Raw genomic sequence first — 24,966 nt, 5'->3', positions numbered from 1 at the left:
GTCGTCGAGATCGGCGCATGCAGGCAGGCGATCGGCTCGCAGGGCCAAGTATGCCTTGGCCGTCGCTTGTGGTGAAGCGCAGGGGGCGGCAGGCCGGGATGCGCTAACGCGGCGCCGCGCCGTGGCCCGCCCCGGCCCTTGGCATCTCCGGTGCGATGCCGAGCCGGCGCGCCAGCCGATGGAAGTTGCTGCGGTCCATGCCGGCCTCGCGCGCGGCGGCCGCATAGGCGCCGCCGTGCCGGGCCAGCGCGGCTTCGATCCAGCGGCGCTGGAAGTCGTCGGTGGCTTCGCGCAGCGTGCCGCCCGCCGGCATCGATGTCCCGGAGCGGGGGGCGGGGCGGTCGTCCCGCGGCACCGCTGGACCGCCGTGGTGGCCGGCCTCCTCCGTGCCATGCGCGAGCCGGCTGGTGCCGCCGTCGAGCCCCAGGTGGCGCGCTTCGATCGCGATCCAGCGCGCGCCGCGGCGCGATTCGGCCAGCGCGCGCAGGGCCGCCCGGCTGATCAGATGTTCGAGTTCGCGGACATTGCCCGGCCACGAATACGCCATCAGCGCCAGCGCCGCGTCCGGCGCCAGCCGCAGGTTGCGTGCACCGAGACGGTGCTGGTTTTCCTCGAGAAAGCCGCCGGCCAGCGCGAGCACGTCGCGGCCGCGCTCGCGCAGCGGCGGCACGCGCAACGGATAGACCGACAACCGGTGGTACAGGTCGGCGCGAAAGCGCCCCTCGGCCACCGCCTTGCCGAGGTCGCGGTTGGTCGCCGCGAGCACGCGGACATCGACGCGCAGCAGCCGGTCGCTGCCGGGCCGCTGCACTTCCCCGCTCTGCAGCACGCGCAGCAGCTTGGCCTGCACCGGCAACGGCAGCTCGCCAACCTCGTCCAGAAACAGCGTGCCGCCGTCGGCCAGCTCGAATTTGCCGACACGGTCCTGCACCGCGCCGGTGAAGGCGCCGCGCTTGTGGCCGAACAGCTCGCTGTCGGCCAGGGTCTCGGGCAACGCCGCGCAGTTGATCTGCACCAGCGGCCGCTCGCGGCGGGTGGAACGGTCGTGCAGCCGCTGCGCGACCAGCTCCTTGCCGACGCCGGTCTCGCCCAGGATCAGCACGCTCAGATCCGAGCCGGCCACGGTGTCGATTTCCTGCTTCAGCCGCTTCATTGCCGCGCTCTTGCCGAGCAGCTCGCGCGGCTGGCCGTGCGCCTGCAGCGCCCGGCTCATCTCGCGCTCGCGCGCGGCCCGTTCGGCCAGCGTCCGGATCGTCTCGTCGGCCTCGATGCCCGATTCGAGCATCGTCACCACGGCCTGCATCTGGGCCGCCGAGATGTCGGCGAATGCCCCGGGCTGCAGCGCGTCCAGCGTTACCAGGCCCCACAGCCGGCCGCCGCAATGCAGCGGCGCACCCATGCAGTCGTGGATCGGCAGGATGTCGGGCTGGCCCTCGATCAGGCCGTCGTACGGGTCCGGCAGGCCGCAATCGGCGGCGAAACGCACGCCGTCCTCGCTGTCGAGCAGCTGCGCCAGCCGCGGGTGGGCGGACACCGGGAAGCGGCGCCCCAGCGCATCGTCGCTCAGGCCGTGCACCGCGACCGGAACCAGCACCTCGCCTTGCAACCGCAGCAGCGCCGCGGCATCGCAATGGACGATGCCCCGGACGGCGGCCAGCAACTGACGAAAGCGGCCGTCGTCGGCGAGCGTGGGGAAATCGGAGTTTGTGGTCATGTGGACAACGTTGTGGTCTTTGTGACCTCGCGGTTAGTGTGGTCGTTTGGACAACCGCCCGCCATGGTGCCATAGAAATCAAGGGCTTGCGCCGGCCATCGTCGCTGGCACGCCGCTTGATATGGGTATGGCACCCATCGACGTCCAACCACAGGAGCGTTTTCATGCTGTCCCCGAATACCATCGCGCTGGTCAAGGCCACGGTGCCCGTGCTGACGCAGCACGGCGAAGCGATCACCCAACATTTCTATCGGCTGTTGCTGACCCAGCATCCGGAGCTGAAGGCCTTCTTCAACGAGGCCCACCAGGTCCACGGCACGCAGGCCCGGGCGCTGGCCGGCGCGGTGCTCGCCTTCGCCAGCCATGTCGATGAGCTCGAGGCGCTGGCCGGCGCGCTGCCGCGCATCGTGCAGAAGCACGCCGCGCTGGGCGTCCAGCCCGAGCACTATCCGATCGTCGGCGGCTGCCTGCTGCAGGCGATCCGCGACGTGCTGGGCGAAGCGGCGACCGACGAGATCATCGGCGCGTGGGGCGAGGCCTATGGCGTGCTGGCGAAGATCCTGATCGATGCCGAGGAGGCGGTCTACCGCGACAACGCGGCCCAGCCGGGGGGCTGGCGTGGCACGCGCGGCCTGCGCATTGCGCGCAAGGTGCAGGAGAGCGAAATCATTACCTCGTTCTATTTGGAGCCGGCCGACGGCGGCGTGCTGCCCGCCTTCCGGCCCGGACAGTACCTGACGCTGCTGCTGACCATCGATGGGGCGCCGACCCGTCGCCACTACTCGCTGTCCGATGCGCCGGGCAAGCCGTGGTACCGGATCAGCGTCAAGCGCGAGCCTGGCGGTCGCGCGTCGAACTGGCTGCACGACCATGCCGCGGTCGGCGATGTGCTGCAGGCGCTGCAGCCATGCGGCGACTTCGTGCTGGAGCCGGCGGCCGACGAGCGGCCGCTGGTGCTGGTGACCGGCGGGGTCGGCATCACGCCCGCGATCAGCATGCTCGAAGCCGCCGCGCCCGGCGGCCGCCCGATCCAGTTCATCCATGCCGCGCGGCACGGCGGCGTCCATGCGTTCCGCGAGCGCGTCGATGCAATCGCCGCCAATTACGACAATGTGAGCGTTTGCTACGTCTACGACACGCCACGGGACGGGGACAATCCGCACGCGGTCGGCTTCGTCACGCGCGAGCTGCTGGCGAGCCGGCTGCCCGCCGATCGCGACGTCGACTTCTATCTGCTGGGGCCGAAGGCCTTCATGCGCGCGGTCCATGCCGACGGACGGGCCTTGGGCATCGCGCCCGAGCGGCTGCGCTTCGAGTTCTTCGGACCGCTGGAGGACCTGCAGGCGGCCTGAGCCCCGCGGCGGCAAGGCTGTAGCGGGGCGGGCGCGGCGCGCGCTAGCGCCCGCTGTCCGGCATGCCGATCGCCGTGGTTTCGATGACCTGCTGCTGGTCGCCCTGGCGGATCTCGGTACGCAGCACGAAGGCTTCGCTGGGGCAGTACCAGTCGGTCACGGTCATGCTGTAGGGCTCGGGCCGCTCGATGTCGTCGCCGATATGCACCTCGCCCAGCGAGGCCTGCTTGTCGTAGCGGATCGGCAGGCATTCGCGCCGGCCGAGCGGCGTGTCGATGTGCTGGCGGCGGCCGACCCGCCGCTCGCCGATGTGGATCGATGCGCGCGGTACCCGGATCGTCGTCACCGCCTCGCCCGAATGCAGGCTGTTGATCTGCAGGCTGGCGCTTGAGTGCAGTGATTCGCCGGGCAGCGTGACGCCTTCGCGGATGTCGTGGCCGGCATAGGACAACAGGCCGGTGCCTTCGAACGACGCCTCGCCGAACAGCCGGGCATAGCGTGCCTGCGCATTGATGGTGGCGTGCTGGCTGCTGATCCGGCCATTGGCGGCGCCGGCATCGCCGAGCAGCGTCAGCCGGTGCATCTGGTCCATCACTACCGGCGGGCCCATCATCGCCGCCAGCGCGGACTTGGAATGGATGTCGAGCCAGGCCGCGCAGCCACCCGGCACTGGCCCGGGATGGCGCACCGTCATCGTGATCGACATCGGCATCTGGCCATCGGCCTCCAACTGCGCGCGGGCACCGCTGCGAAACCAGGGCGCCTGGCACACGGGCGGAGCCGTGCCGGCCTGCGCGGCCGGGGCGACCGCAGCGGCGGAGGGGGCCGCGGCGTCCGGCGTGCCGGCGGGCTGGGCGTGCGAGCCGAGCGTCCAGGCCGCGGCCAGGACTGCCGGCAGAAATCGCGGCCAGCCGCGTCGCCAGTGAATGCCGCGTCGGTCAGCCAGCGCGGCTGCTGTCATCTCCGCCCCCTTGGTTCATGCGCCGCATTATGCAGACGCGGGGGCGGACTTGCCTATGCGGGCCGATCCCGACACAGGCGGACGTCGGGCGGGAGGCGCGTGTCAGGCGTGCGCGGGCTCGGCCACGGGCGACGGCGCCAGCCCGGGCAGGGCGCCATGGCGCGCGGCGCGCCGCAGCTGCTGCAGGCGAGCCTGCAGGCGCGGGTCGGGCTGCGTCGGCGGGTACAAGCCGTTGGGGCAGGCAACGCCCAGCAGGTCCAGCGCCTGCTTGAAGTCGTCCAGCGTCAGGCCGTTGGCCGGATCGAGCGCGATCAGCCGCGACTGCAGCGACGGGTCGACGGAGGCCGAGTCGGCGGTGAGCACCACGAAGTTTTGCGGGGTCGGCTGGGCCGACGCCAGATAGGCGGCTACCTCGGCGCCGAAGCCGCCGGGGGCGGCCGGCGCGAACGCATGCACCTGCAGGTCCAGCTGCTGTACCAGGGTGGAGCGCGCGCCGACGCCCCAGGCATGCGGCAGCACCACGCGCGCGCCAGCCAGCCCGAACAGCCGCCGTACGAAGCCCAGTGCGACGGGATCGAACAGGCGCAGCTCGCGCACCGCGCCGGTCTCCGGTTTGCCGCCCAGCCGCGCGGCGGAGCGCTCGGAGAACAGCACCCCGGGCACGTCCAGCATGATCAATCGTTCAGACATGAGATTCCTCTGCATCCATCGGAGCGCTAGGGAGCGTTCAGGTTACGACGCACGATCGGGCCTGCGGCCGGCCTCGGCGGCGACAACATGAAACAGTTCTGTAACTTGTGGTTCGGTGACGTAAAAACCGCCTGCCACTGCCGACTTTTGTTTCCCGTCGACACAATTTCAGGCGCTTGCGGCCCCGCCGATCATGCCCGCTCGTGGTGCACGATCCTGCATCCCACAACGCGCCAGCCCCCGTTTCGGACGACGAATTCGGGTTGTCCCTAGGTGGGAAAACGTGCTGTTGCGGTATGGTTACGCCTTTTTCCAGGGGAGCGGTCTTGCCTCGACCCCGGGGCGACTCGACCGCCGACATGACGGGCACCATCTCGCCCGAACCCGACTCGGAGATTCGCCATGAACGAAATTGTCGATGCCATCAACGGCATCATCTGGAGCTCGGCACTGATCTACCTGTGCCTGGGCGTCGGCCTGTATTTCTCGATTCGCACCCGATTCGCCCAGGTGCGCCACTTCTTCGGCATGATCCGGCTGATGCTGGACGGCAAGTCGTCGGCGCAAGGCGTCAGCTCCTTCCAGGCGCTGGCGATGTCGTTGTCGGGCCGGGTCGGCACCGGCAATATCGCCGGCGTGGCGACCGCCATTACCTTCGGCGGTCCGGGCGCGGTGTTCTGGATGTGGGTGATGGCCTTCCTCGGCGCCAGCACGGCGTTCGTGGAATCGACGCTGGCGCAGATCTACAAGGAAGAGGTCGACGGCCAGTACCGCGGCGGTCCGGCGTACTACATCGAGAAGGGGCTGGGCACCAAGTGGTACGCGTGGATCTTCGCGCTGGCGACGATCCTGGCCTGCGGCGTGCTGATGCCCGGCGTGCAGTCGAACAGCATCGCGGCCGGCATGGCCAATTCGTTCGGCGTCGAACCCGCAGTGACCGGCGCGGTGCTGGTGATCCTGCTGGGGCTGATCATCCTTGGCGGCGTCAAGCGCATCGCCAAGTTCGCCGAGATCGTGGTGCCGTTCATGGCGCTGGGCTACATCCTCGTCGCCTGCGTGATCATCGCGCTCAATATCGGCAAGCTGCCCGACGTCATGAGCCTGATCCTGCGTAGCGCCTTCGGCCTGGAGTCGGCCTTCGGCGCAGTGCTTGGCCTGGCGATCCAGTGGGGCGTCAAGCGCGGCGTCTACTCGAACGAAGCCGGCCAGGGCACCGGTCCTCACCCTTCGGCCGCGGCAGAGGTTTCGCATCCGGCCAAGCAGGGTCTGGTGCAGGCGTTCTCGATCTATGTCGACACGCTGTTCGTCTGCTCGGCGACGGCCTTCATGATCCTGATCACCGGCGCCTACAACGTGGTCGGTCCCGCCAAGGAAGCGTTGCACACGGGCCTGGCAGGCGTGGAAGCGGGCCCGGGCTTCACCCAGCATGCGGTCGAAAGCGTGCTGCCGGGCTTCGGCGCCGCCTTCGTCGCGATCGCGCTGTTCTTCTTCGCGTTCACGACGATCGTCGCCTACTACTACATCGCCGAAACCAATGTCGCGTACATCAACCGGAAGATTCACCGCCCGTGGATGGTGTTCCTGCTGAAGATCGCGATCCTGGCCGCCACGTTGTACGGCTGCGTGCGCACCGCGACGCTGGCCTGGGCGCTGGGTGACATCGGCGTGGGCCTGATGGCGTGGCTCAACATCGTCGCGATCGTGATCCTGCAGAAGCCCGCGCTGAAGGCATTGCGCGACTACGAGGCGCAAAAGCGCCAGGGCATCGACCCGAACTTCGTGCCCGGACCGCTGGGCATCGATAACGCGGTCTTCTGGGAGCAGCGTGCGGCCGGCGCCAAGCAGCGCCGCCCGGGCGACGATCAGGATGGCGGCGAGGCCGCCGTGTCGCCGGTCATCGCGGCGCCGCGCTCCGCCGAATAAGCGCGCATCCCGGCCGTACGCCGTCGGCTAACCCGCCGACGGCTGCGGCAGCATCAAATCCTGGCGGGCGGCGAAGTCGAACAGTTCCCTGTCGTTGCTCGCCCCCAGCTTCTGCATTGCGCAGTTCTTCTGCCGGCTGATCGTCTTGACGCTGCGGCTCAGCGCGGTGGCGATCTGCGTCACCGACTTGCCGCTCAGATAGAGCCGCAGCACCTCCGTCTCTCGCACCGACAAGCTGCCGATGCCCGCCCGCTCCTCCGGGCAGGGATAGCGCGCGCTCGATTCCGCCAGGATCCGCGCCGCCGATCTGCCGATATAGGTCCGGCCGCGCTCGACCTGGACCAGCGTATGGACCAGCTCGTCGAGCGGCGAATCCTTCAGCAGGATGCCTTGCACCGGCACCTCCGCGATCGCGCGCAGGATCAGAGGATTGGTCATCATCGTCAACACCACCACGCGCATCTGCGGATGCTGCCGCCGCATCTGGCCGAGCATCCGCAATCCATCCTTGGCCTCGCCGCCGGGCATATGGTAGTCGGTGACCACGACGTCGGGCGTACACGCCGCAATGGCGCGAAACAACGCCTCGGGCGTCGTCACGTCAGCACAGACTTGCCAGCCGGCGTGCCCCTGCAGAACGCTACGGATCGCCAGGGAGATCGCGGGATGGTCGTCCGCGACGACGATGTTCAGTGCCATGCCATTGCTCCTGCGCCGCTTGCCGAGCAGCATCGCGCAGCGCGGCGGGTGCCTCGGGGCGTGCGGTCCGTCGGAAAAGAAGCGCCGCGCGGCAAATGCCGCGCGGCGCAAGGCGCGTCGGATCGGTATCGGGCGCCCGGTGGCACGTTGCAGGTGCGGACAGGACGACGCCTCGGCCCGATACAGCGACAGCGCGCATGCCTGCCTCCAGACCAAAAACGGGAAATGGCCGGAAGCGCTGCAATGCCCCGCCAGATTAGCGGGGAAGGGAGCGCGAAAGGATAAGACCAATCTCAAAACGCCAACCTCGAGCGCAATCGCTGGCGTAGCCGGGCGCGGCGGCGCGCCCGCGTCAACTCGACAGCGTCCTGGCCCACCGCGCCAGCGCCGGCACCAGGCGCGTCATCGCGGCCGCGACGCCGGCCGCATCGCCGTCGCGGCAGGCCGCCTCCAGGGCCTCGCAGGCTTGCGCGACGCCATCGGCCGATACCAGCCGGGCGGCGCCCTTGATACGGTGTGCGACCGCGTGGGCCGCCTGCCAGTCGGCACGCGCGACCGCCACGCGGAGCGCGGCCAGGTCCGCGGTGTTGCCGGCCAGCAAGGCCGCCCGTATGGCGGCATCGGAGGCGGCATCGGAGGCCGATGCGAGGGGCGCCGCGGTGAACGCTGCCGCCGCACGACGCCCATTCGGCGGATCGGCGAGCCACTGTTGCAAGGCGCGATCGAGCGTGTCGAGATCGATCGGCTTGAACAGGCAATCGTCCATGCCGGCCGCCAGTGCCTGCTGACGGTTATGCGGCCGCGCGTCGGCGCTGTAGCCGAACACGGGCACGCGCCGTCGCGCCAGGGCCCGCTCCTGTGCGCGCAGCCTGCGCGCCAGCGTGAAGCCGTCCATGCCCGGCATATTGCAGTCGAGGATCACCAGGTCGAACGCGGCGTCCGGCGCTGCGAACCGTACCAGCGCCTCGTGCGCGTTGCCGGTACCGACGGCTTCCACGCCCAGATGCCGCAACTGGCGGGCCAGCAGCATCCTGCCGGCAGGATGGTCATCGACGATCAGCGCGCAATAGTCCTTGCGCAGCGGCGCGATGGCGGGCTGGCCGCAAGGGGTCGGGCGGCCGTGGCCGTGCAGCGCGCGTCCGCCGCACGACTCCGCGGCCAGCGTCAGCGTCAGCAGCGCGGTGGTGCCGTGGCCCGGCCGGCTGATCAGTTCGAGCTCGCCCCCCATCTGCCGGGCGAGCTGCCGCGAGATCGACAGGCCCAGGCCGGTGCCACCGGGCCCGCCTGCCTCCGCAGCCCGGTAGAACGGTTCGAACAGCCGCGGCATCTGCTCCGCGGCGATGCCCGGGCCACGGTCGCGCACCACGATCCGCACGGTTTCCCGATCGACGTGCTCGCCCGCGCTCTCGAGCTTCACCGTGATGTCGCGATGACCGCCGAACTTGATCGCATTGCTGAGCAGATTGCCGACGACCTGCCGCAGCCGCTGCGGATCGGCGCGATGGCGCCGGGCCCGCAGCGCGTCCAGTTGCAGCCGGATGCGCAGGCCGCGCGATGACGCCAGCGGACGGAACGCATGGACCCATTGCTGCAGCAGCGTATCGAGCTGCACCGGCTCCGGCCGGATTTCCATCCGGCCCGCCTCCAGCCTGGCCATGTCGAGCAGATCGCCGACCAGCGCGACCAGCGACTTGGCGCAGTCGTGCGCGGTGTCGATGTAATGGCGGGCCTCGCCATGGATCGCGGCCTTGTGCTTCAGCAGGTCGAGGATGCCGATCACTGCGTGCATCGGCGTACGGATCTCATGGCAGATCGTTGCCAGGAAGCCCAGACGGTCCGCGCCCGACCATGCGCCGGACGATGCGGCCACGTCCGGCAACGTCGCGCGGCGGCCGGCCGGTCGCTCGCCGCCAAGGCTCCGGTGCAGCGTGGTGGCGGCACGAGCGATGCGCCGGCCGTGGCGATGCAGGGCGACCGCGCATGCCCCCATTGCGGTCATCCACAGCAGGGTGCCGAGCGAGCCGGTCAACAGCCATGGGCGATGCCGTTGCCGCGCCGACACGGGCACCGGCACCGCGGCCGGCATCGATGCCGACGCCCAGCCGGCCTGCAGCGTGTCCCAGTGCGTGGGCGGGATGGCGGCCAGCGCCTTGTTCAGGATCATGCGCAGCTGCGGCGCGGCGGGCGAGACGCCGAAGCCGATCGCCGCCGGCTGCGGGCCCAAAGGCGCGGCCACGCGCAGCCGTGGCGCGAACGCGTATCGGACCATGTAGTGCGCGCAGGTCAAGGTATCGATCGCGGCGTCGGCCTGGCCGTGCGCGACCATGCGATAGGCCTCGCTCGTGGAAGTGGTGTGGATGATGGTGGCGTTGGGCACCTGCGCAAGGCGCGCCGTCAGGCCGGGGTTGCTGCGACGCACCGCGATGCGCATGCCGGCCAGGGCGGTGGCGTCGCGGATCGCGACGTTCGTGGCGTGCGTGGTGATGACCCAAGGCGTGATCAGGTAGGGCAGCGATGGTTGCAGCCGGTGCGGCCGGCGTCCCGATTCGCGCATCGCGGCGGCTTCGGGCGGCGCGGATTGCGGTACGGACGGCGGTGCGGACGAGTCGGCCGCCACCGCGGGCACCAGCAGCACCGTGCCGTCGCGCAGCGCCGCTTCGCGGGCTGCCGGGTCCTGCTGCCAGACCGGCTCGAAACGCAGGCCGGTGATACGGCCGACCTGCTCCAGGGCCTGCACCGCGATGCCGGCCGCGTGTCCGCCGGCGCCGACGAAGGCCATCGGCCCACCGATCGGCGACGCGCTGTAGCGCACCACCGGATGGGCGGCGAGCCAGCGTCGTTCGGCGCCGGTCAGCGTGCCGGCGAGCCGCTCGCGCACGGCTCCGGTATCGTCGCGCGGCGTCTGCGTGCGGCCGAGCTCCGCTGCCACCAGCGCCGCCCACAGCAGGCAGCCGCACGACATCAGCCCGTACAGCCGGCGCTCAGAGCGCTGCATCGGCAGGCCGGCGCAGCGTCGCCGCCCTGCACGGCGTGCGATTGTCAAAGGGGGATGGCATCGAGGCGACCTCCGGACGGACACGGTGAAGCGGAGGAATCTAGCCAATGCGCCATGCTGCGACTATCGCAGTTCGACGCGGACGGTGTTCTATCGGACGCGTTGCCCGCAGTCCGATGCCGCGATCATTCCTGGTCGCAGCGGCCCGGCGCGATGGCGATTTCGCCGACCGGACGGTCACCGATGCCGGTGTAGCGAAACACCAGCGCGATGCCCAGGCGCCCCAGCACCGGGACATCGGGATTGCGGCAGATGCCGCGGACCAGAGCGGGCGTCGCGCTGGCCATGAAGGCGGCGGTACCCTCGCGGGACGCGTCGAAGCGAACCAGGTTCAGATGGAAGACGACGCGCTTGCCGGTTTCGCCGCGGCAGCCCTCCAGGCGCGTGGCGTTATCGAGCGGGATCGGGCCGAAGCGGGTCAGCTCGCGGCAGGCGGTGCCCAGCGCCACGTCGGTACTGCTGCCCGAACCGGTCAGCCGGGTGACGCCGTTCATGCCGGTGGGCCGGCCGTCGGCCACGCCGACCAGCAGCCGGGCCAGGGCCGACATGCTCGGCGCGGAGGTGGTCGAGGCTGCGGCGTTGCCATGCTGGGCCACGGCGGGCCACGATGCGCAGGCGATCAGCGCGGCGGCGCGCCACGGGTGGGGCAACGAAATCAAGAGCGAGTTCCGCATGAAGATACCGGTATCGAGTCGCCTCGAATGGCGGCTGCGGGGCGGGCTGCCCGTTCGCCATGGCGAAACCATAGCGAGCCGATTGCCGGTGTGCTGTCAGTCACTGTCCTACATTGGTAAGCGAATTGCGTTCAACACCATGTGCTATGCTGCAACGCAGCAAAAATGAACCGGAGCGTTCGCGCGCTCCGTACACGCGCATGGCAAGAAGCTTGATGGGTAATTGGCAGCGGCCGTGGCGGCAGATGGGCACGCTGCCCCGCCAGTCGGCCCGTCACCTTGGCAGCTGGTTCGACCGGCTGCATGGACGGGGCACCGCGGCACCGGCCGCGCGCCTGCGCGTGGCGCCGCCGCTGGCGCTGCCCGCCGGTCCGCTGCCGGGCCAGTGGTCGCAGCGTCGCCTGAAATTGCCGGCCATGCCGGGCGAACTGGTTTCGCAGCTGAACTACTGGCTTTACGAGCCGTCGCGCCGGCACGCCGGACCGCTGCCGCTGGTCGTGATGTTGCATGGGTGCCGGCAGACCGCCGAGGACTTCGCCGCCGGCACGCGCATGAATGCGCTGGCCGAGCGCGAGGGTTTCCTCGTTGCCTATGCCGAACAGCCGCTGCGCCGGCAATTGCAGCGGTGCTGGCAATGGTTCGACCTTGCCGCCAGCGAGGGCGCGCGCGAAGCGCAGGCGATCGCGGCGCTGATCGACGCGCTGGCGTTGCGGCGCGATGTCTGTCCGCAGCGGGTCTACCTGGCCGGCCTGTCCGCCGGAGCCGCGATGGGCGCCGTGGTGGCCCTGCGCTATCCGGACAAGGTCGCCGCGGTCGGGCTGCATTCCGGCGTGGTGGTCGGTGCCGCCGATTCGGCGCGCTCGGGTTTGCGGGCGATGCAGCACGGCTCGCGGGCCGAGCCGGCGACCCTGCTCGATGCGGCGGGCGTCGCGCTGGCCGGCAAGCCGATGCCGGCGCTGATCCTGCATGGCATGGACGACCAGGTGGTGCACCCCGTCAATGCGCGCTTGCTGGCGCGGCAATTCCTGGCCTACAACCGCTTGCCGGATCGCATCGACGGCGAGCGCCGCAACGGCGCGCCTCTGCCAGCGGCCGACGCGTCGGCGAGCCAGCAGCACGGCCGCGCCAATGGCGAAGTCGATGCCGCCGACGTTCCCGCCGGCCACTACCTCGAGTCCCGCTTCGGCCATGCGCGCCGGGAGCTGGTGCAGCTATGCGAGGTGGCCGGGCTCGGCCATGCGTGGAGCGGCGGCGATCCGGCCTATCGCTACCACAGCGATACCGGGCCGGCCGCCAGCATGCTGATGTGGGAGTTCTTCCGCGAGCATCGCCGCTAAGGGCCGGCCCGCCCGCGGCGACTGGCCGCTTCGCTTACAGCCTGGCGGACTTGCGCGCGAACAGCGCGGTCACCATGCCCAGCGCGCACAGCGCGACGACATAGTGCGCGGGCGCCAGCGGATCGTTCTTCAGCATCAGCGTCACCGCCATCGGCGTCAGCCCGCCGAAGATCGCGTACGACAGGTTGTACGAGAACGACAGCCCCGAGAAGCGGACATGCGCCGGGAAGGCGTTGACCAGCACGAACGGCACCGCGCCGATCGTGCCCACCGCGAAGCCGGCCAGCGCATAGAGCGGCAGCAGCAGGTCGGGGCGCTGGTGGATCACCGTGTAGAACAGATAGCTGCTGACCGCCAGGAACAGGCCGCCGAAGAACAGCGTGCGGCGCGCGCCGATGCGGTCGGCCAGCGCCCCGGCCACCACGCAGCCGATCGACAGGCACAGCGTGGCCACGCTGTTGGCGACCAGCGCCGTGCGCGCGTCGAAGCCATAGAGCTTCTGCAGGAAGGTCGGCGTCATCAGGATCACGACGACGATGCCGGCCGACAGCATCCACGTCAGCAGCATCGACACCGCGACCGCGCCGCGATGGTCGCGCACCACGGCCTTCAGCGGCATTTCCGCGGCCAGCGCCTTCTTGCGCTGCAGCTCGGCGAACACCGGCGTTTCATGCAGCCAGCGGCGCAGATACATCGAGGCGATGCCGAACACGCCGCCGAGCAGGAACGGCACGCGCCAGCCCCAGTCGGTCAGCTGCTCCGGCGTGAAGATCGTGTTGATGCCGGTCGCCACCAGCGAGCCGAGCAGGATGCCGGCGGTCAGGCCCGCCGTCAGCGTGCCGCAGGCATAGCCGACGTGGCGGGTCGGCACATGTTCCGAGACGAAGACCCAGGCGCCCGGCACCTCGCCGCCGACCGCCGCGCCCTGCAGCACCCGCAGCAGCAGCAGCGCGACCGGCGCCAGCAGGCCGATCGCGTGATAGGTCGGCAGCAGGCCCATCAGCAGCGTGGGCACCGACATCAGCAGGATCGACAGCGTGAACATCTTCTTGCGCCCGAGCAGGTCGCCGAAGTGGGCCATGATGATGCCGCCCAGCGGACGCGCCAGGTAGCCGGCCGCGAAGATGCCGAAGGTCTGCAGCTGCCGCAGCCAGTCCGGGATCGACGGCGGGAAGAACAGCTGCCCGATCACGGTGGCGAAGAAGACGAAGATGATGAAGTCGTAGAACTCGAGGGCGCCGCCGAGGGCGGCGAGGGACAGGGTCTTGTAATCCTGGCCGGTCAGCGGGCGCGCGGCGCGTTCGAGCGACGCGCCGCCGGCGCCAACAGTACTGCTGGTGGTGGACATTGAAGAGACTCGCATGGGAAGAGATCGCATGCGAAGCGCACGAACACGGGTAAGTGTGAGGGTACGGCCGGCGGGTACAGCGCGGGAGAGAGGCAGGGCCAGAGGCGGGTGGGCCTTTGGCATGCGACGGGACGCTTCGCAAAGGCGAAACGATACCAGATCGGATGCCCCGCCGCCGGCGGCCGGTCGCAATAATCCCCCGCGCACTGTCATGAAGCATTACCATAATGCCCAAAAAAGTGGGATCCAGAGCACAACTGGAGCCAAGGACGTGTATCGGGAGGGCGCGAGGCCGCGACGACGGCATGGCGAAACCGCCCGGCGCGTGCGGTTGTGGGGGTCAATTTCTTCGGGACGACATGGCATTCAAGATTTCGATGCAGGCCGCCACCGCGACGCCGCGCCGGCGTACGGGCCTGCGCGTGGCGGCCGGCATTGCGGCGGCAGTGGCGATTTTCGGTCTGGCCGGCTACTTCGGCGGACCGCCGCTGATTCGGTCGCTGGCCGCGAGCCAGGCCAGCGAGGCGCTGGGACGCAAGGTGACGATCGGCACGGCACACGTGCGGCCGTTCTCGCTGGCCGCGACGGTCGGCGATGTCACGATCTTCGAACCGGATGGCACCACGCCGATGCTGACGCTGGGGTCGGCCGACATCGACGCGTCGATCGCGTCGCTGTGGCGCCTGGCTCCGGTGGTCGACGCGGTCCATATCGACCGGCTCGCCGTCCATGTCGTCCGTGAAGCGGACGGCCGGCTCAGCTTCGACGATATCCGCGACCGGCTGGAAGCCAGGCCCAAGAGTCCGGACGATGGCGAACCGGCCCGCTTTTCGATCAACAACATCGCGCTGACCGAGAGTTCGCTGCGCTTCGACGACAAGATGCTGGGCGAAACGCAGCGCGTCGACCATCTGACGGTCACGCTGCCCTTCCTGTCGAACCTGCCGCACGACGTCAATATCGTCACGCAGCCGACCATCAGCGCCCATATCAACGGCTCGCCGCTGGCCGTCAGCGGCACCATGCTGCCGTTCGCCGATGCGCGCGAAGCGAAGCTGAACCTCGATCTGAATGGTCTCGATCTGGTCCGCTTCATGCCGTTCGCCCCGCGGCTGACCGACGCCGAGGTCAAGGCGGGCAAGCTCGATACGCGGCTGGTGGTGGGCTTTCGCCAGCAGCAGGACCAGCAGCAGATCGAGGTCTCCGGCACCGCCTCGCTGCGCGAGGCCGATGTGCGCAAGCGCGACGGCACGCCGCTGCTGCAGGCCGGCAATCTGACGGTCGATATCGCGCGGCTGGCGCCGGCCGACAACCTGATTCATCTGCGCGGCGTGACGCTCGAGGGCCTGGACCTGCGCGCGCTGCGGCGCGCCGATGGCACGCTCGACCTGGCGACGGCGTTCCTGCCGCGGGCAACGCCGGCGACTCCGGCAGCGGCGAAGCCCGCCGCGCCTGCCGCGGCCGCTCCGGCATCGGCCCCCGCGACCGCATCGGCAAACGCGACCGCATCGGCAGCCGCGACCGCATCGGCAACCGCGACCGCATCCGCTCCGCTGGCTTCCGCCTCCGCACCGGCCGCCTCGGCGCCGGTTGCAGCACAGGCGGCCCAGCCCGCCGCCGACGCCAAGCCCTGGCGCTACACCATCGATCGCGTCGCGCTGAAGCAGGCCCGCGTCGCGCTGCGCGACGAGGCGGCGTTCTCCGGCCCGGGCACGCTGGCGCTCGGGCCGATCGACGTGCAGATCGATGGGCTGTCCGGCGACAGCGACAAGCCGGCCAGGCTCGACGCCACGCTGGTGGTGGCCGACGGCCAGACCATCGCGCACCAGGGCGCACTGTCGCTGCGGGACGCCTCGCTGGCCGGCACGCTGCGTGCCAATGGATTGCAGCCGCAGACCTTCGCCGCCTGGTTCCCGGGCGAATTGCGCATCCAGTTGGGCCAGTCGGCGCTCGATGCCGAGCTGAACTACCGGATGTCGTGGGCCGCGCCGGCCTTCGCGCTGTCGCTGGAGAATTCGCGCGTCGCGATGAGCAACGTCCATGTGGCGCTGCGCGATCCGGCCGCCGCGCCGCGCGTTGCCGCTGCGCCGTCCGACGATGCCGCGGCAAAGCGGCGCGAGCAGCGTGCCCGCCAGCGCGGCGATCTGGTCGGCGACAAGCTGCCGCTGGTCAGCGCCGACAAGCTGACGCTGGACGGCCTGCGTTTCGACCTGGCCGCGCAGTCGCTGCAGGTCGCGCAGATCGGCCTGAGCCACCCGCAATTTGCCGCGGTGCGCGACCATCGCGGCGAGCTGGTCGAGGCCTCGCGCATCTGGGTGGCGCAGTCGCGCGCCGCCAGCGCGAAGCGCGCGCAGCCCGGGCCGAAGACGAGCACCCCCGCGGCACCCGCCAAACCGTGGCAGGTCGAAGTCGGCAGCCTCGCGATCGATGGCGGCAAGTTGCGCCTGACTGACTACCAGCCTGCCGCGGCCAACGGCAATCGCCCGGTGGTCCATCAGTTGCGCGGTATCGACGTCAAGACCGGCGCCGTTCGCTGGCCGCTGCCTGCCACGCCGATCGCGCTGAAGGCGAAGGTCGAGTCGGGCCGCCGCGGCGTGCTGTCGCTGGACGGCACCGTGCAGCCCACGCTGCCGGCGCTGCAGATGCGCGTCGATGCGAAGCAGCTGGACCTGACGCCGTTCCAGCCTTATCTCGCCGATCGTTTCAACGCGGCGCTGCGCGCCGGCAACGCCACCGTCAACGGCAATCTCGCGGTGGCCGTGCCGAGCGGCAAGCCGGTGGCCGCCACCTTCGCCGGCACCGCGCAGCTGAGCAATGTGCGTACGGTCGACCGCGTCAACGGCGAGGACTTCATCCGCTGGCGCTCGCTGGGACTCAGTGGCATCGACTTCCGCATGGACGACAGCAAGGGCCCGTTGCGGCTGGCGCTGGGCCAGATCGCGCTGAACGACTTCTATGCGCGCGTGATCCTGAACGCGAACGGCCGGCTGAATCTGCAGGACGTGGTCTCCGGCGGCGCCCAGCAGGGCCAGCCGGCGCCGACCACCAGCCTGACGCAGGCCAGCACCGCACCGGCACCGGCCAGCGCGCCGCAGGCCCAGTCCGCCTCGGCCACTGTTGCTGCCAGCGCCGCCGCGCCGGCCGCGCCTTCGACCAAGGGCACCGCGGCCGGTCCGCAGATCCGCATCGGCGGCGTCAAGATCGACAAGGGCAACATCAACTTCTCGGACTTCTTCGTCAAGCCGAACTACACCGCCAACCTGACCGGCATGCACGGCTCGATCTCGAAGGTGTCGACCGGCGATCCGGCACCGGCCGATCTGGTGCTCGAAGGCCGGCTCGACGACGATGCGCCCGTGACGATCGGCGGCAAGCTGAACCCGCTCGGCGAGCAGCTCTACCTCGATATCGCCGCGAAGGCTGCCGGCGTCGAGCTGACGCGCCTGACGCCGTACGCCACCAAGTACGCCGGCTATCCGATCACCAAGGGCAAGATGACGGTCGACGTCGCCTACAAGATCGAGAACGGCCAACTGAACGCCAGCAACCATCTGTTCCTGGACCAGCTGACGTTCGGCGACAAGGTCGACAGCCCGACCGCGACCAAGCTGCCTGTGCTGCTGGCGGTCTCGCTGCTGAAGGACCGCAATGGCGTGATCGACGTCAACCTGCCGGTATCGGGTTCGTTGTCGGACCCCGAGTTCAGCATCGGCGGCGTGATCATGCGCGTGATCGTCAACCTGCTGACCAAGGCCATCACCTCGCCGTTCTCGCTGATCGCCTCGGCCTTCGGCGGCGGCGACGAACTCGGCTATGTCGAGTTCGCACCCGGTTCGGCGAATCTGACCGACGCCGGGCGCAGGAAGGTCGAGACGCTGGGCAAGGCGCTGAACGATCGGCCGGGCCTGCGGCTGGAGATCACCGGCCGCATCGATCCGGCCACCGACGCTGCCGGCGCGCGCCGCGCCTGGCTCGACGAGCAGGTGGCCGAGCAGAAGGTGCGCGAACTGCGGCAATCGGCGCGCGAGCAGCGCGCGGCCGACGACGAGGACGGCGAGCAGGGCGCCAAGGTCACCGTCAGCCCGCAGGAGTACCCGAAGTACCTGGAAGCGGTCTACCGCCGCTCGTCGATCAAGAAGCCGCGCAACCTGATCGGCATGGCCAAGTCGCTGCCAACCGCGGAGATGGAAGCGCTGCTGCTGCAGAACGCGCCGGTCACCGACTCGGGCCTGCGGCAGCTGGCCGAGCGGCGAGCGCTGACGGTCAAGCAGGCGCTCGAGCGCGAGGGCAAGGTGCCCGAAGCGCGCCTGTTCCTGACCGCGCCGAAGCTCGATACCGACGGCATCAAGGACAAGGGCTCGCCGAATCGCGTGGACTTCACGATCCGGCAGTAGTGGCGCCGGCGCGCCGGTGCACCAGCCGCACGTCGCGAATCACCATGCGATCGCGCGGCAGCGCCGGCAGCCGGCCGAAGTCCAGCGTCAGGTCCTGCTCCGGCACGGTATAGCGCAGCCCGCGCAGCAGGAACAGGACCGCCTGCTTCATCAGCGCGACGGTGATGCCCTCGCCGGGACAGCGATGATGATCGGCGGCCTGCGCGCCGCCCTGCGGGATGAAGTCGAACGGCGTCGGCGCGCGGGCCAGGAAGCGCTCCGGCGCGAACGTCTCCGGGTCGTCCCAGCTGCGGGGATCGCGGTTGGTGCCATACAGGTCCAGCATTGCGCGCCGGCCGCGCGTAAAGCGATAGCCCTTCCATTCGAAATCGTCCCGCACCCGCGCCACCACCGCCGGAAAGAACGGATACCAGCGGCGCACCTCCTGCACGAAGGCATCGAGATAGGCCGGATCGCCCTGCTGCAGGCGCTCGCGGCATGCCGGATACAGGTGCAGCGCGTGCGCGACGAACACGATGAAGACCGAGACGGCCACGGTCGGCCGCAGCAGGTTCGCCAGTTCCACGGCGGCGATGCGCGGCGGCAGCAGCTGGCCGTCTGCATCGTGGTGCCACGCCACCGTATGCATCGGCGTGTGCTCGAGAATCTCGAACTGACCGGCCCGTGTCTGGTCGATCAGCCGCGACAGCCAGGCCTCGACCCGGTCGCGCGCGCGCCGCGAGCGGAAATGGCCAAGGCCCGGCGCGGCGGCCTGGTCGAACAGCGCGGTCAGCTGCCGGCAGCGCGGCTCGACCTCATGCTCGCGCAACGGCACGCTGGCCCAACTGCAGACAGCCCGGGTCAGCAGCGGATGCAGCGCGTCGTATAGCGCCACTGGCTGGCCATCGGACCACGACCGCGCGGACAGCAGCCATTGCTGCGCGACCGCGTCGCACAACGAGGCAATGCGCTCGGGCGCGGTCGCATGCATGAACAACGCCTTGCGCATCCGGTGCGCGTCGCCGTCGAGCGTCTGCACGCCGCCCTTGCCGAACAGCGTCGCGCGCACCGGCTCGGGCGCCGCCCCGCCACGCTGGAACCGCTGCGGATCGTAGAACAGTGCGGCCGCCTCGGGCCCGGTCATGCACAGCGTGCGGCGCAGCAGCACGCGGGTTTCGAAGACGTCGGATTGCAGCGCGCGGCAGCGTTTGGCGATGAAGCGATAGGGGTCGGCCAGCATGGCCAGGCTATGGTCCCCGGGTGCGTCGCGTGGAATGGCGGGCATCGGCGGTGCTCGGATCGGAAGCGGGATCGCCAATCCGCTGCAACCTGCATGCCAGCGCAACGCCCTGTGCGCCAAGTGAAGCGCAGCGGCATTCGACCGCGCGGCGCGCGGGAGCATCATCGTGGCGCCGCAGCAAAAACGCGTATGATTCGCTCCGGATTGAATAAAGGAGTGTGTTTTGCAGCAGGAAGCCGTCGCCTACAAGACCTGGGTGTGCCTGATTTGCGGTTGGGTCTATGAAGAGGAGCAGGGCTGGCCGGACGACGGCATCGCGCCCGGCACGCGCTGGGAAGAGATTCCCGAGGATTGGCGCTGCCCGGAATGCGATGTGGCGAAGGCCGATTTCGCGATGATCGAAATCTGACGCACGGCATCGGCACGCGACGCGAGCGTTCCTTTCGCGTTTGGAGTGATGCGCCGCGGGAAGCCTTGCTAGCCGTGGTGCAGGCGGTTTTGCTGGACCCCATGCGAGCCGGCGTGCGGCCGGTTGCGCGGCGTCGGCATGGCGCGCCGCCGCATCCGCCGGCAACGGCGCCAGCGCATCCGCGCGGGCCGCATGCTGCGCCACAGCGCGCGTCCGACCGTCAGCATGAGCGCCGCAGCTAGCAGGGCGGCGATCCAGAACAGCGACATGTCAGCCTCCCCGCCGGTCGCGATGCAGATCGCACCGGCAAGTGCCGAGCCGGCTGGGAAGCGGCTCGGAGCCCGTGGCCAGCTGATCCCTTCAGATCAGCAGCGGGATCGCCTCGAGAACGGCCAGGCCCAGCAGCGCGCCGGCGATTGCGCCGAGCGTGCGGCAACTGATCTGCAGTGGCCGCGCTGCAACGGGCACCATGCCCATCACGATAATCCCAACCAGCGCCATCGGAATCAGGAACACGAGGTCGTGCATGTCCAGGGTCGGCATGGCGGTCTCCTTTCCTCTCTCTCTGTGGGGAATGCTGTTATGCCTGCAGTATAGGCAGCGGGGCGCACTATCCAAGGGCTTTGCCGCTCGGGGTTGACCCGAGGCATGCGTACCGCCGCGCCGATCGCCGCCGCGTGTCCTATGCTGTGCAAATGAACGAGACCCGGTCTCGTCACAGCGTACGGAGGTGGCAATGGAACTTCACATGCATTCGCACCACTATGTGCGCCGCGTGCCTGACTGGAGCGCGGCCGCGGTGTCCGGCCTGGCTGCCGGCGCGTTGCTGCTGGTGCTCGAGCTGTTCTGGTCGACGATGATCGCGGACACCAACCCGTGGCCCACCACGCGGATGATCGCCGCCATCGTCATGGGGCCCGACGTGCTGCAGAGCGGCATGTTCAGCCTGGCGACGGTCACGGCCGCACTGGTGATCCACTTCGTGCTGGGCGCCGTGCTCGGCATGATCCTGGCGGCGATCATGGCACCGTTCCAGCTCGATTCCAGCCTCGGCATGGCGCTGCTGGTCGGCGCGGTGTTCGGCCTGGTGATCTACCTGATCAACTTCTATGGCATGACGCGTTTCTTCCCGTGGTTTGCGGATGCGCGCGGCTGGCACACGCTGTTTGGCAATATCGTGTTCGGCATGTGCGCGGCAGCGGCGTACTGGAAGCTGGAAAGCAAGGACGTCACGCACTGAGCCGCGACGGCCAATGCGCGGCGGTCGGCGGTTCGCCCCCGGCCGCCGTTTTTCATGGGCACGCCGGCGCCGGTGCGTCGCCCATGCATCGAGGGCGCATGGCTTGTGCGATGCGGCACGGCCCGCGCGCCGCCTCGCCTTGAATCGGGCTGATCGGATGCACTAGTCTTATCCTACCTGCGTGACTTGGGCAGCCCTCGTGCCGGCGGCACAGAAGGAGGGGTCGATATGGCGCTCGCCATCGCACTCGTGGTCATGGTTGTCGCTTCGGTGCTCTTCCACTTCCTGAGCCCGTGGTGGGCGACGCCGCTCGCGTCCAACTGGAAGCAGATGGACGACACGCTGACCATCACGATCGTCATCACCGGCGCCTTCTTCATCGGCATCAACCTGTTCGTCGGCTACATGGTCTGGCGTTATCGCCATCGCGACGGCAGCCGTGCCGCCTACCAGCCGGTCAATCACAAGCTCGAACTCTGGCTGATCGGCGGCACCACGCTGGGCATCATGGCGCTGCTGGCGCCGGGCCTGTTCGTCTATGCGGACTATGTGCGCCCGCCGCGCGATGCGATGCTGGTCGAGGTGGTCGGGCAGCAATGGTCGTGGGGCTTTCGCTTCCCGGGCGCGGGCGGGCAGTTCGGCACCACCGATCCGCGCTTTGTCGGACCGGGCAATCCGCTGGGGCTGAACCCCGACGATCCGAACGGGCAGGACGACATCATCGTCGCCGGCCCCGAACTGCATCTGCCGCTGGGGCGGCCCGTCAAGATCCTGGCGCGCTCCAAGGACGTGCTGCACGATTTCTATGTGCCGGAGTTCCGCGCCCGCATGAACATGGTGCCCGGCATGGTGACCTCGTTCTGGTTCACCCCGACGCGCGCCGGCACCTTCGACGTGCTGTGCGCGCAGCTGTGCGGCGTCGGCCATCACAACATGCGCGGCAAGGTGGTCGTCGACGAGCCCGCGGCCTTCACCGCCTGGCTGCAGAAGCAGCAGACCTTCGTCGCGATGCGCGCCGGCCAGCCGGCCGCCGCGGCGACGGTGCCGGCGCAGCCGATCGGCACACGTGGGCCCGGGCCCGCTGCCGCCGATCTCGCCGAACAGGGCAGGACGCTGGCGCAGAGCAAGGGCTGCGTCGCGTGCCACAGCACCGATGGCTCGCCGAGCGTCGGGCCGACCTGGAAAGGCCTGTACGGGCATACGACGACCTTCACCGACGGCAGCAGCGCCAAGGTCGACGACGACTATCTGCGTACCGAGATTCGCGAGCCGCAGCAGCGCGTGGTCAAGGGCTTCGCGCCGATCATGCCGAAGATGCCGCTCACCGAGGACGAGGTCAACGCGCTGATCGCCTATATCCGGTCCACCGCGGGCGCGCCGCGCGAGGCGGCGGGCAAATAGGCAAGGACGGCGCAACCGCACGCAACCGCAGCGCAACGAGTACAAGGGGCAGCGCCGCGTCCGCAGCCGGACGCGGCCCGCCACGACAGGTCACCGACCGCAGGAGAGATCACCATGGCCTACGCCGACGATGCCGTCCACCACGGGCCCACCAGCTTCTGGACGCGTTATGTCTGGAGCCAGGACCACAAGGTGATTGCGGTGCAGTACACGATCGTCGCCATCGTCGTGGGGCTGGTCGGCGTCGTGCTGTCGAACCTGATGCGGATGCAGCTGGGCTTTCCCGGCCGCTTCGATTTCATCGACGCGAACGCGTACTACCAGTACGTGACCATGCACGGCATGATCATGGTGATCTATCTGCTGACCGCGCTGTTTCTCGGCGGCTTCGGCAACTACCTGATCCCGCTGATGGTCGGCGCGCGCGACATGGTGTTCCCGTTCCTGAACATGCTGAGCTTCTGGGTCTACCTGCTGTCGGTGATCGTGCTGCTGGCCAGCTTCTTCGTGCCGGGCGGGCCGACCGGCGCGGGCTGGACGCTGTATCCGCCCCAGGCGATCCTGCCCGGCACGCCCGGCTACGACTGGGGCATCATCCTGATGCTGGTGTCGCTGCTGATCTTCATCGTCGCCGCCACGATGGGCGGTCTGAACTACGTGACCACGGTGCTGCAGGCGCGCACCGAGGGCATGACGCTGATGCGGATGCCGCTGGCCGTCTGGGGCATCTTCATGGCCACGATCCTCGCGCTGCTGGCGTTCCCCGCGCTGTTCGTCTCCGGCGTGATGATGCTGCTCGACAAGACCATCGGCACCAGCTTCTTCATGCCGTCGATGGTGTCGATGGGCCAGCAGCTGGACTACAAGGGCGGCAGTCCGCTGCTGTTCCAGCACCTGTTCTGGTTCTTCGGCCATCCCGAGGTCTATATCGTCGCGCTGCCGGCGTTCGGCATCGTGTCGGACCTGATCAGCGTGCATGCGCGCAAGAGCATCTTCGGCTATCGCACGATGGTGTGGGCGATCCTGGCGATCGGCGTGCTGTCGGTGGTGGTGTGGGCCCACCATATGTTCGTCAGCGGCATGAACCCGTATTTCGGCTTCTTCTTCGCGACCACCACGCTGATCATCGCGATTCCGACCGCGATCAAGGTCTACAACTGGGTGCTGACGTTGTGGCGCGGCGACATCCACTTCTCGGTGCCCATGCTGTTCGCGATCGGCTTCATCAGCACCTTCCTGATCGGCGGGCTGACCGGACTGTTCCTCGGCAACGTCAGCGTCGATATCCCGCTGTCGAATACCTATTTCGTCGTCGCGCACTTCCACATGGTGATGGGCGTGTCGCCGATCCTCGTCGTGTTCGGCGGCCTCTATCACTGGTACCCGAAGGTGACCGGGCGAATGCTGAACGACACGCTGGGCCGCGTGCACTTCTGGGTCACCTTCGTCGGTACCTACGCGATCTTCTTCCCGATGCATTACCTTGGCATCCTCGGCATGCCCCGCCGCTATTACGCCTTCGAGAACTACGCGTTCATCCCCGAGTCGGCGCATGTACTGAACGCCTATATCTCGGTGGCGGCTTTTGTGGTGGCCGCGGCGCAGTTGCTGTTTGTCTGGAACCTGATCTGGAGCGCGCGCCGCGGCGAGCCGGCCGGCGCCAATCCGTGGCGCGCTGCCTCGCTCGAATGGCAGACGCCGCAGACGCCGCCGGAACACGGCAACTGGGGACCGCATCTGCCCGTGGTGTATCGCTGGGCCTATGCCTACAGCGTGCCCGGCGCGCGCGAGGACTTCATCGCGCAGAACGCGCCGCCGGAGGCCGGCGGCGCCGAACCCGAACCGCACGCCAGCCAGGGAGCCGTCGCATGAATGCCGGAGCACTGTACCGAGTCTCGCGCGGCGACGACGGCCCGGCCCCGCGCGGCGGCGACGCAATGCGTCAGCACGCGTCCGGCGCGACGCCCGCCAGTGTCGCGCTGTGGGTCTTCATGGGCGTGATCACCTCGCTGTTCTCGCTGTTCGTCGTCGCGTTCGGCCTGCGCATGGACTCGGCGGACTGGCATCGGATCGCGTTACCGTGGCAGGTGTGGCTGTCGACGGCGCTGCTGGTCTTCGGCAGCGTGGCGATGTGGCGGGCCGCCCGTGCGGCGCGGGCCGGCGAGCAGCCGAACGCGCGGCGCGCACTGATGCTGGGCGGCATCGGCGCGCTCGGCTTCGTCGCCAGCCAGTTGTGGGCATGGCAGGCGCTGGGCGCCGCCGAGATCCTGCCGGCCAACAATCCGGCCGGCAGCTTCTTCTACATGCTGACCGGGATGCATGGCCTGCATATGGTCGGCGGCCTGGTGGCGTGGATTGCCGCCTGGCAGGGCATTCGCGCGGGTGCGCGAGCCGGGGCGGCGCTGCGCGTGCGGCTGCTGGCGCGCTACTGGCACTTCATGCTGGCGGTATGGCTGGTGCTGCTGGCCGCGCTCGGCTGGCTGACCCCGGAAATCGTGCGCTACATCTGCGGCACCGCCTGATTGCGTAACAAGCCCGCGTAACAAGTAC

General features: G+C 69.3%; 20 protein-coding genes. 10 read left to right on the top strand and 10 right to left on the bottom strand.

Going from position 1 to position 24,966, the window contains the following annotated elements; translation table 11 throughout:
- Window positions 1–103: 103 nt before the first annotated feature.
- On the bottom strand, window positions 104–1,714 hold the full coding sequence (norR, locus tag LRR16_RS08055; RefSeq protein ID WP_232205484.1) for a nitric oxide reductase transcriptional regulator NorR: 1,611 nt from the start codon (window positions 1,712–1,714) through the stop codon (window positions 104–106).
- 164 nt (window positions 1,715–1,878) lie between these two features.
- Here norR and hmpA point away from each other — a divergent pair, with 164 nt between their 5' ends.
- Window positions 1,879–3,066: an NO-inducible flavohemoprotein gene (gene hmpA, locus LRR16_RS08050; protein ID WP_232205483.1), complete on the top strand. Its 1,188-nt coding sequence runs from the start codon at window positions 1,879–1,881 to the stop codon at window positions 3,064–3,066.
- 43 nt (window positions 3,067–3,109) lie between these two features.
- Here the strand turns inward: hmpA and LRR16_RS08045 are convergent, their stop codons facing one another.
- Together LRR16_RS08045 and LRR16_RS08040 are read right to left on the bottom strand one after the other, a co-directional pair.
- The gene (locus LRR16_RS08045) at window positions 3,110–4,027 is read right to left on the bottom strand and encodes a hypothetical protein (RefSeq protein ID WP_232205482.1); all 918 of its coding nucleotides are present in this window, start codon (window positions 4,025–4,027) and stop codon (window positions 3,110–3,112) included.
- A 102-nt stretch (window positions 4,028–4,129) separates the two neighbouring features.
- Entirely contained in the window at window positions 4,130–4,717 is a 588-nt protein-coding gene (locus LRR16_RS08040; RefSeq protein WP_232205481.1) for an HAD domain-containing protein, read from the bottom strand.
- 402 nt (window positions 4,718–5,119) lie between these two features.
- On the opposite strand from LRR16_RS08040, the gene LRR16_RS08035 reads away from it, so the two are divergent.
- A complete protein-coding gene (locus LRR16_RS08035; protein WP_006579661.1) occupies window positions 5,120–6,640 on the top strand; it encodes a sodium:alanine symporter family protein in 1,521 nt (506 codons plus the stop codon).
- Between the two features lie 27 nt (window positions 6,641–6,667).
- Here LRR16_RS08035 and LRR16_RS08030 read toward each other — a convergent pair whose 3' ends face one another.
- From LRR16_RS08030 to LRR16_RS08020, 3 genes are all read right to left on the bottom strand, one after another.
- A complete protein-coding gene (locus tag LRR16_RS08030; RefSeq protein WP_043440063.1) occupies window positions 6,668–7,339 on the bottom strand; it encodes a response regulator in 672 nt (223 codons plus the stop codon).
- Between the two features lie 352 nt (window positions 7,340–7,691).
- A complete protein-coding gene (locus LRR16_RS08025) occupies window positions 7,692–10,334 on the bottom strand; it encodes an ATP-binding protein (protein WP_232205480.1) in 2,643 nt (880 codons plus the stop codon).
- 185 nt (window positions 10,335–10,519) lie between these two features.
- Window positions 10,520–10,942 carry a hypothetical protein gene (locus LRR16_RS08020; protein ID WP_232205479.1) on the bottom strand — a complete coding sequence of 141 codons (423 nt, stop codon included), beginning with the start codon at window positions 10,940–10,942 and terminating at the stop codon, window positions 10,520–10,522.
- Here LRR16_RS08020 and LRR16_RS08015 point away from each other — a divergent pair.
- Together LRR16_RS08015 and LRR16_RS08010 are read left to right on the top strand one after the other, a co-directional pair.
- On the top strand, window positions 10,941–11,237 hold the full coding sequence (locus tag LRR16_RS08015) for a hypothetical protein (RefSeq protein WP_231906312.1): 297 nt from the start codon (window positions 10,941–10,943) through the stop codon (window positions 11,235–11,237). The genes LRR16_RS08020 and LRR16_RS08015 overlap by 2 nt on opposite strands.
- A gap of 46 nt (window positions 11,238–11,283) precedes the next feature.
- The gene (locus LRR16_RS08010) at window positions 11,284–12,405 is read left to right on the top strand and encodes a PHB depolymerase family esterase (protein WP_232205478.1); all 1,122 of its coding nucleotides are present in this window, start codon (window positions 11,284–11,286) and stop codon (window positions 12,403–12,405) included.
- Window positions 12,406–12,439: 34 nt separating this feature from the next.
- Here the strand turns inward: LRR16_RS08010 and LRR16_RS08005 are convergent, their stop codons facing one another.
- Window positions 12,440–13,753 carry an MFS transporter gene (locus LRR16_RS08005; protein WP_006578499.1) on the bottom strand — a complete coding sequence of 438 codons (1,314 nt, stop codon included), beginning with the start codon at window positions 13,751–13,753 and terminating at the stop codon, window positions 12,440–12,442.
- 359 nt (window positions 13,754–14,112) lie between these two features.
- On the opposite strand from LRR16_RS08005, the gene LRR16_RS08000 reads away from it, so the two are divergent.
- On the top strand, window positions 14,113–18,147 hold the full coding sequence (locus tag LRR16_RS08000) for a DUF748 domain-containing protein (RefSeq protein WP_232205477.1): 4,035 nt from the start codon (window positions 14,113–14,115) through the stop codon (window positions 18,145–18,147).
- Here the strand turns inward: LRR16_RS08000 and LRR16_RS07995 are convergent.
- Complete coding sequence (locus LRR16_RS07995) at window positions 18,131–19,411, bottom strand: cytochrome P450 (RefSeq protein WP_232205476.1); 1,281 nt, start codon at window positions 19,409–19,411, stop codon at window positions 18,131–18,133. The genes LRR16_RS08000 and LRR16_RS07995 overlap by 17 nt on opposite strands.
- A gap of 178 nt (window positions 19,412–19,589) precedes the next feature.
- On the opposite strand from LRR16_RS07995, the gene LRR16_RS07990 reads away from it, so the two are divergent.
- The gene (locus tag LRR16_RS07990) at window positions 19,590–19,775 is read left to right on the top strand and encodes a rubredoxin (protein WP_232205475.1); all 186 of its coding nucleotides are present in this window, start codon (window positions 19,590–19,592) and stop codon (window positions 19,773–19,775) included.
- Between the two features lie 68 nt (window positions 19,776–19,843).
- Here LRR16_RS07990 and LRR16_RS07985 read toward each other — a convergent pair whose 3' ends face one another.
- Window positions 19,844–20,044, bottom strand: coding sequence for a hypothetical protein (locus tag LRR16_RS07985; RefSeq protein ID WP_232205474.1), 201 nt, complete (start codon window positions 20,042–20,044; stop codon window positions 19,844–19,846).
- 91 nt (window positions 20,045–20,135) lie between these two features.
- Window positions 20,136–20,318: a hypothetical protein gene (locus tag LRR16_RS07980; protein ID WP_006578697.1), complete on the bottom strand. Its 183-nt coding sequence runs from the start codon at window positions 20,316–20,318 to the stop codon at window positions 20,136–20,138.
- A gap of 193 nt (window positions 20,319–20,511) precedes the next feature.
- Between LRR16_RS07980 and LRR16_RS07975 the strand changes: the two genes are divergently transcribed.
- The 4 genes from LRR16_RS07975 to LRR16_RS07960 all read left to right on the top strand — a co-directional run bounded on the left by LRR16_RS07975 (window position 20,512) and on the right by LRR16_RS07960 (window position 24,938).
- Window positions 20,512–21,015 carry a hypothetical protein gene (locus tag LRR16_RS07975; RefSeq protein WP_006578696.1) on the top strand — a complete coding sequence of 168 codons (504 nt, stop codon included), beginning with the start codon at window positions 20,512–20,514 and terminating at the stop codon, window positions 21,013–21,015.
- A 228-nt stretch (window positions 21,016–21,243) separates the two neighbouring features.
- The gene (locus tag LRR16_RS07970; RefSeq protein WP_006578695.1) at window positions 21,244–22,416 is read left to right on the top strand and encodes a c-type cytochrome; all 1,173 of its coding nucleotides are present in this window, start codon (window positions 21,244–21,246) and stop codon (window positions 22,414–22,416) included.
- Window positions 22,417–22,530: 114 nt separating this feature from the next.
- Complete coding sequence (gene ctaD / locus LRR16_RS07965) at window positions 22,531–24,288, top strand: cytochrome c oxidase subunit I (protein WP_006578694.1); 1,758 nt, start codon at window positions 22,531–22,533, stop codon at window positions 24,286–24,288.
- Entirely contained in the window at window positions 24,285–24,938 is a 654-nt protein-coding gene (locus tag LRR16_RS07960) for a cytochrome c oxidase subunit 3 (RefSeq protein ID WP_064574388.1), read from the top strand. Before ctaD ends, LRR16_RS07960 begins: the two co-directional genes overlap by 4 nt.
- Window positions 24,939–24,966: the final 28 nt, after the last annotated feature.

The sequence above is a fragment of the Cupriavidus sp. UGS-1 genome (assembly GCF_021213615.1).
Lineage (GTDB): Bacteria > Pseudomonadota > Gammaproteobacteria > Burkholderiales > Burkholderiaceae > Cupriavidus.
Note: the sequence above shows the minus strand (reverse complement) of the source record. Positions and strands in the feature narration are given on the sequence as shown.

Excerpts from the sequence above, each read along its gene's own strand:
- norR (WP_232205484.1), bottom strand. The coding sequence starts at position 1,714 with ATGACCACAAACTCCGATTTCCCCACGCTCGCCGACGACGGCCGCTTT.
- hmpA (WP_232205483.1), top strand. The coding sequence starts at position 1,879 with ATGCTGTCCCCGAATACCATCGCGCTGGTCAAGGCCACGGTGCCCGTG.
- LRR16_RS08045 (WP_232205482.1), bottom strand. The coding sequence starts at position 4,027 with ATGACAGCAGCCGCGCTGGCTGACCGACGCGGCATTCACTGGCGACGC.
- LRR16_RS08040 (WP_232205481.1), bottom strand. The coding sequence starts at position 4,717 with ATGTCTGAACGATTGATCATGCTGGACGTGCCCGGGGTGCTGTTCTCC.
- LRR16_RS08035 (WP_006579661.1), top strand. The coding sequence starts at position 5,120 with ATGAACGAAATTGTCGATGCCATCAACGGCATCATCTGGAGCTCGGCA.
- LRR16_RS08030 (WP_043440063.1), bottom strand. The coding sequence starts at position 7,339 with ATGGCACTGAACATCGTCGTCGCGGACGACCATCCCGCGATCTCCCTG.
- LRR16_RS08025 (WP_232205480.1), bottom strand. The coding sequence starts at position 10,334 with ATGCAGCGCTCTGAGCGCCGGCTGTACGGGCTGATGTCGTGCGGCTGC.
- LRR16_RS08015 (WP_231906312.1), top strand. The coding sequence starts at position 10,941 with ATGCTCGGCGCGGAGGTGGTCGAGGCTGCGGCGTTGCCATGCTGGGCC.
- LRR16_RS08020 (WP_232205479.1), bottom strand. The coding sequence starts at position 10,942 with ATGTCGGCCCTGGCCCGGCTGCTGGTCGGCGTGGCCGACGGCCGGCCC.
- LRR16_RS08010 (WP_232205478.1), top strand. The coding sequence starts at position 11,284 with ATGGGTAATTGGCAGCGGCCGTGGCGGCAGATGGGCACGCTGCCCCGC.
- LRR16_RS08005 (WP_006578499.1), bottom strand. The coding sequence starts at position 13,753 with ATGTCCACCACCAGCAGTACTGTTGGCGCCGGCGGCGCGTCGCTCGAA.
- LRR16_RS08000 (WP_232205477.1), top strand. The coding sequence starts at position 14,113 with ATGGCATTCAAGATTTCGATGCAGGCCGCCACCGCGACGCCGCGCCGG.
- LRR16_RS07995 (WP_232205476.1), bottom strand. The coding sequence starts at position 19,411 with ATGCCCGCCATTCCACGCGACGCACCCGGGGACCATAGCCTGGCCATG.
- LRR16_RS07985 (WP_232205474.1), bottom strand. The coding sequence starts at position 20,044 with ATGTCGCTGTTCTGGATCGCCGCCCTGCTAGCTGCGGCGCTCATGCTG.
- LRR16_RS07980 (WP_006578697.1), bottom strand. The coding sequence starts at position 20,318 with ATGCCGACCCTGGACATGCACGACCTCGTGTTCCTGATTCCGATGGCG.
- LRR16_RS07975 (WP_006578696.1), top strand. The coding sequence starts at position 20,512 with ATGGAACTTCACATGCATTCGCACCACTATGTGCGCCGCGTGCCTGAC.
- LRR16_RS07970 (WP_006578695.1), top strand. The coding sequence starts at position 21,244 with ATGGCGCTCGCCATCGCACTCGTGGTCATGGTTGTCGCTTCGGTGCTC.
- ctaD (WP_006578694.1), top strand. The coding sequence starts at position 22,531 with ATGGCCTACGCCGACGATGCCGTCCACCACGGGCCCACCAGCTTCTGG.
- LRR16_RS07960 (WP_064574388.1), top strand. The coding sequence starts at position 24,285 with ATGAATGCCGGAGCACTGTACCGAGTCTCGCGCGGCGACGACGGCCCG.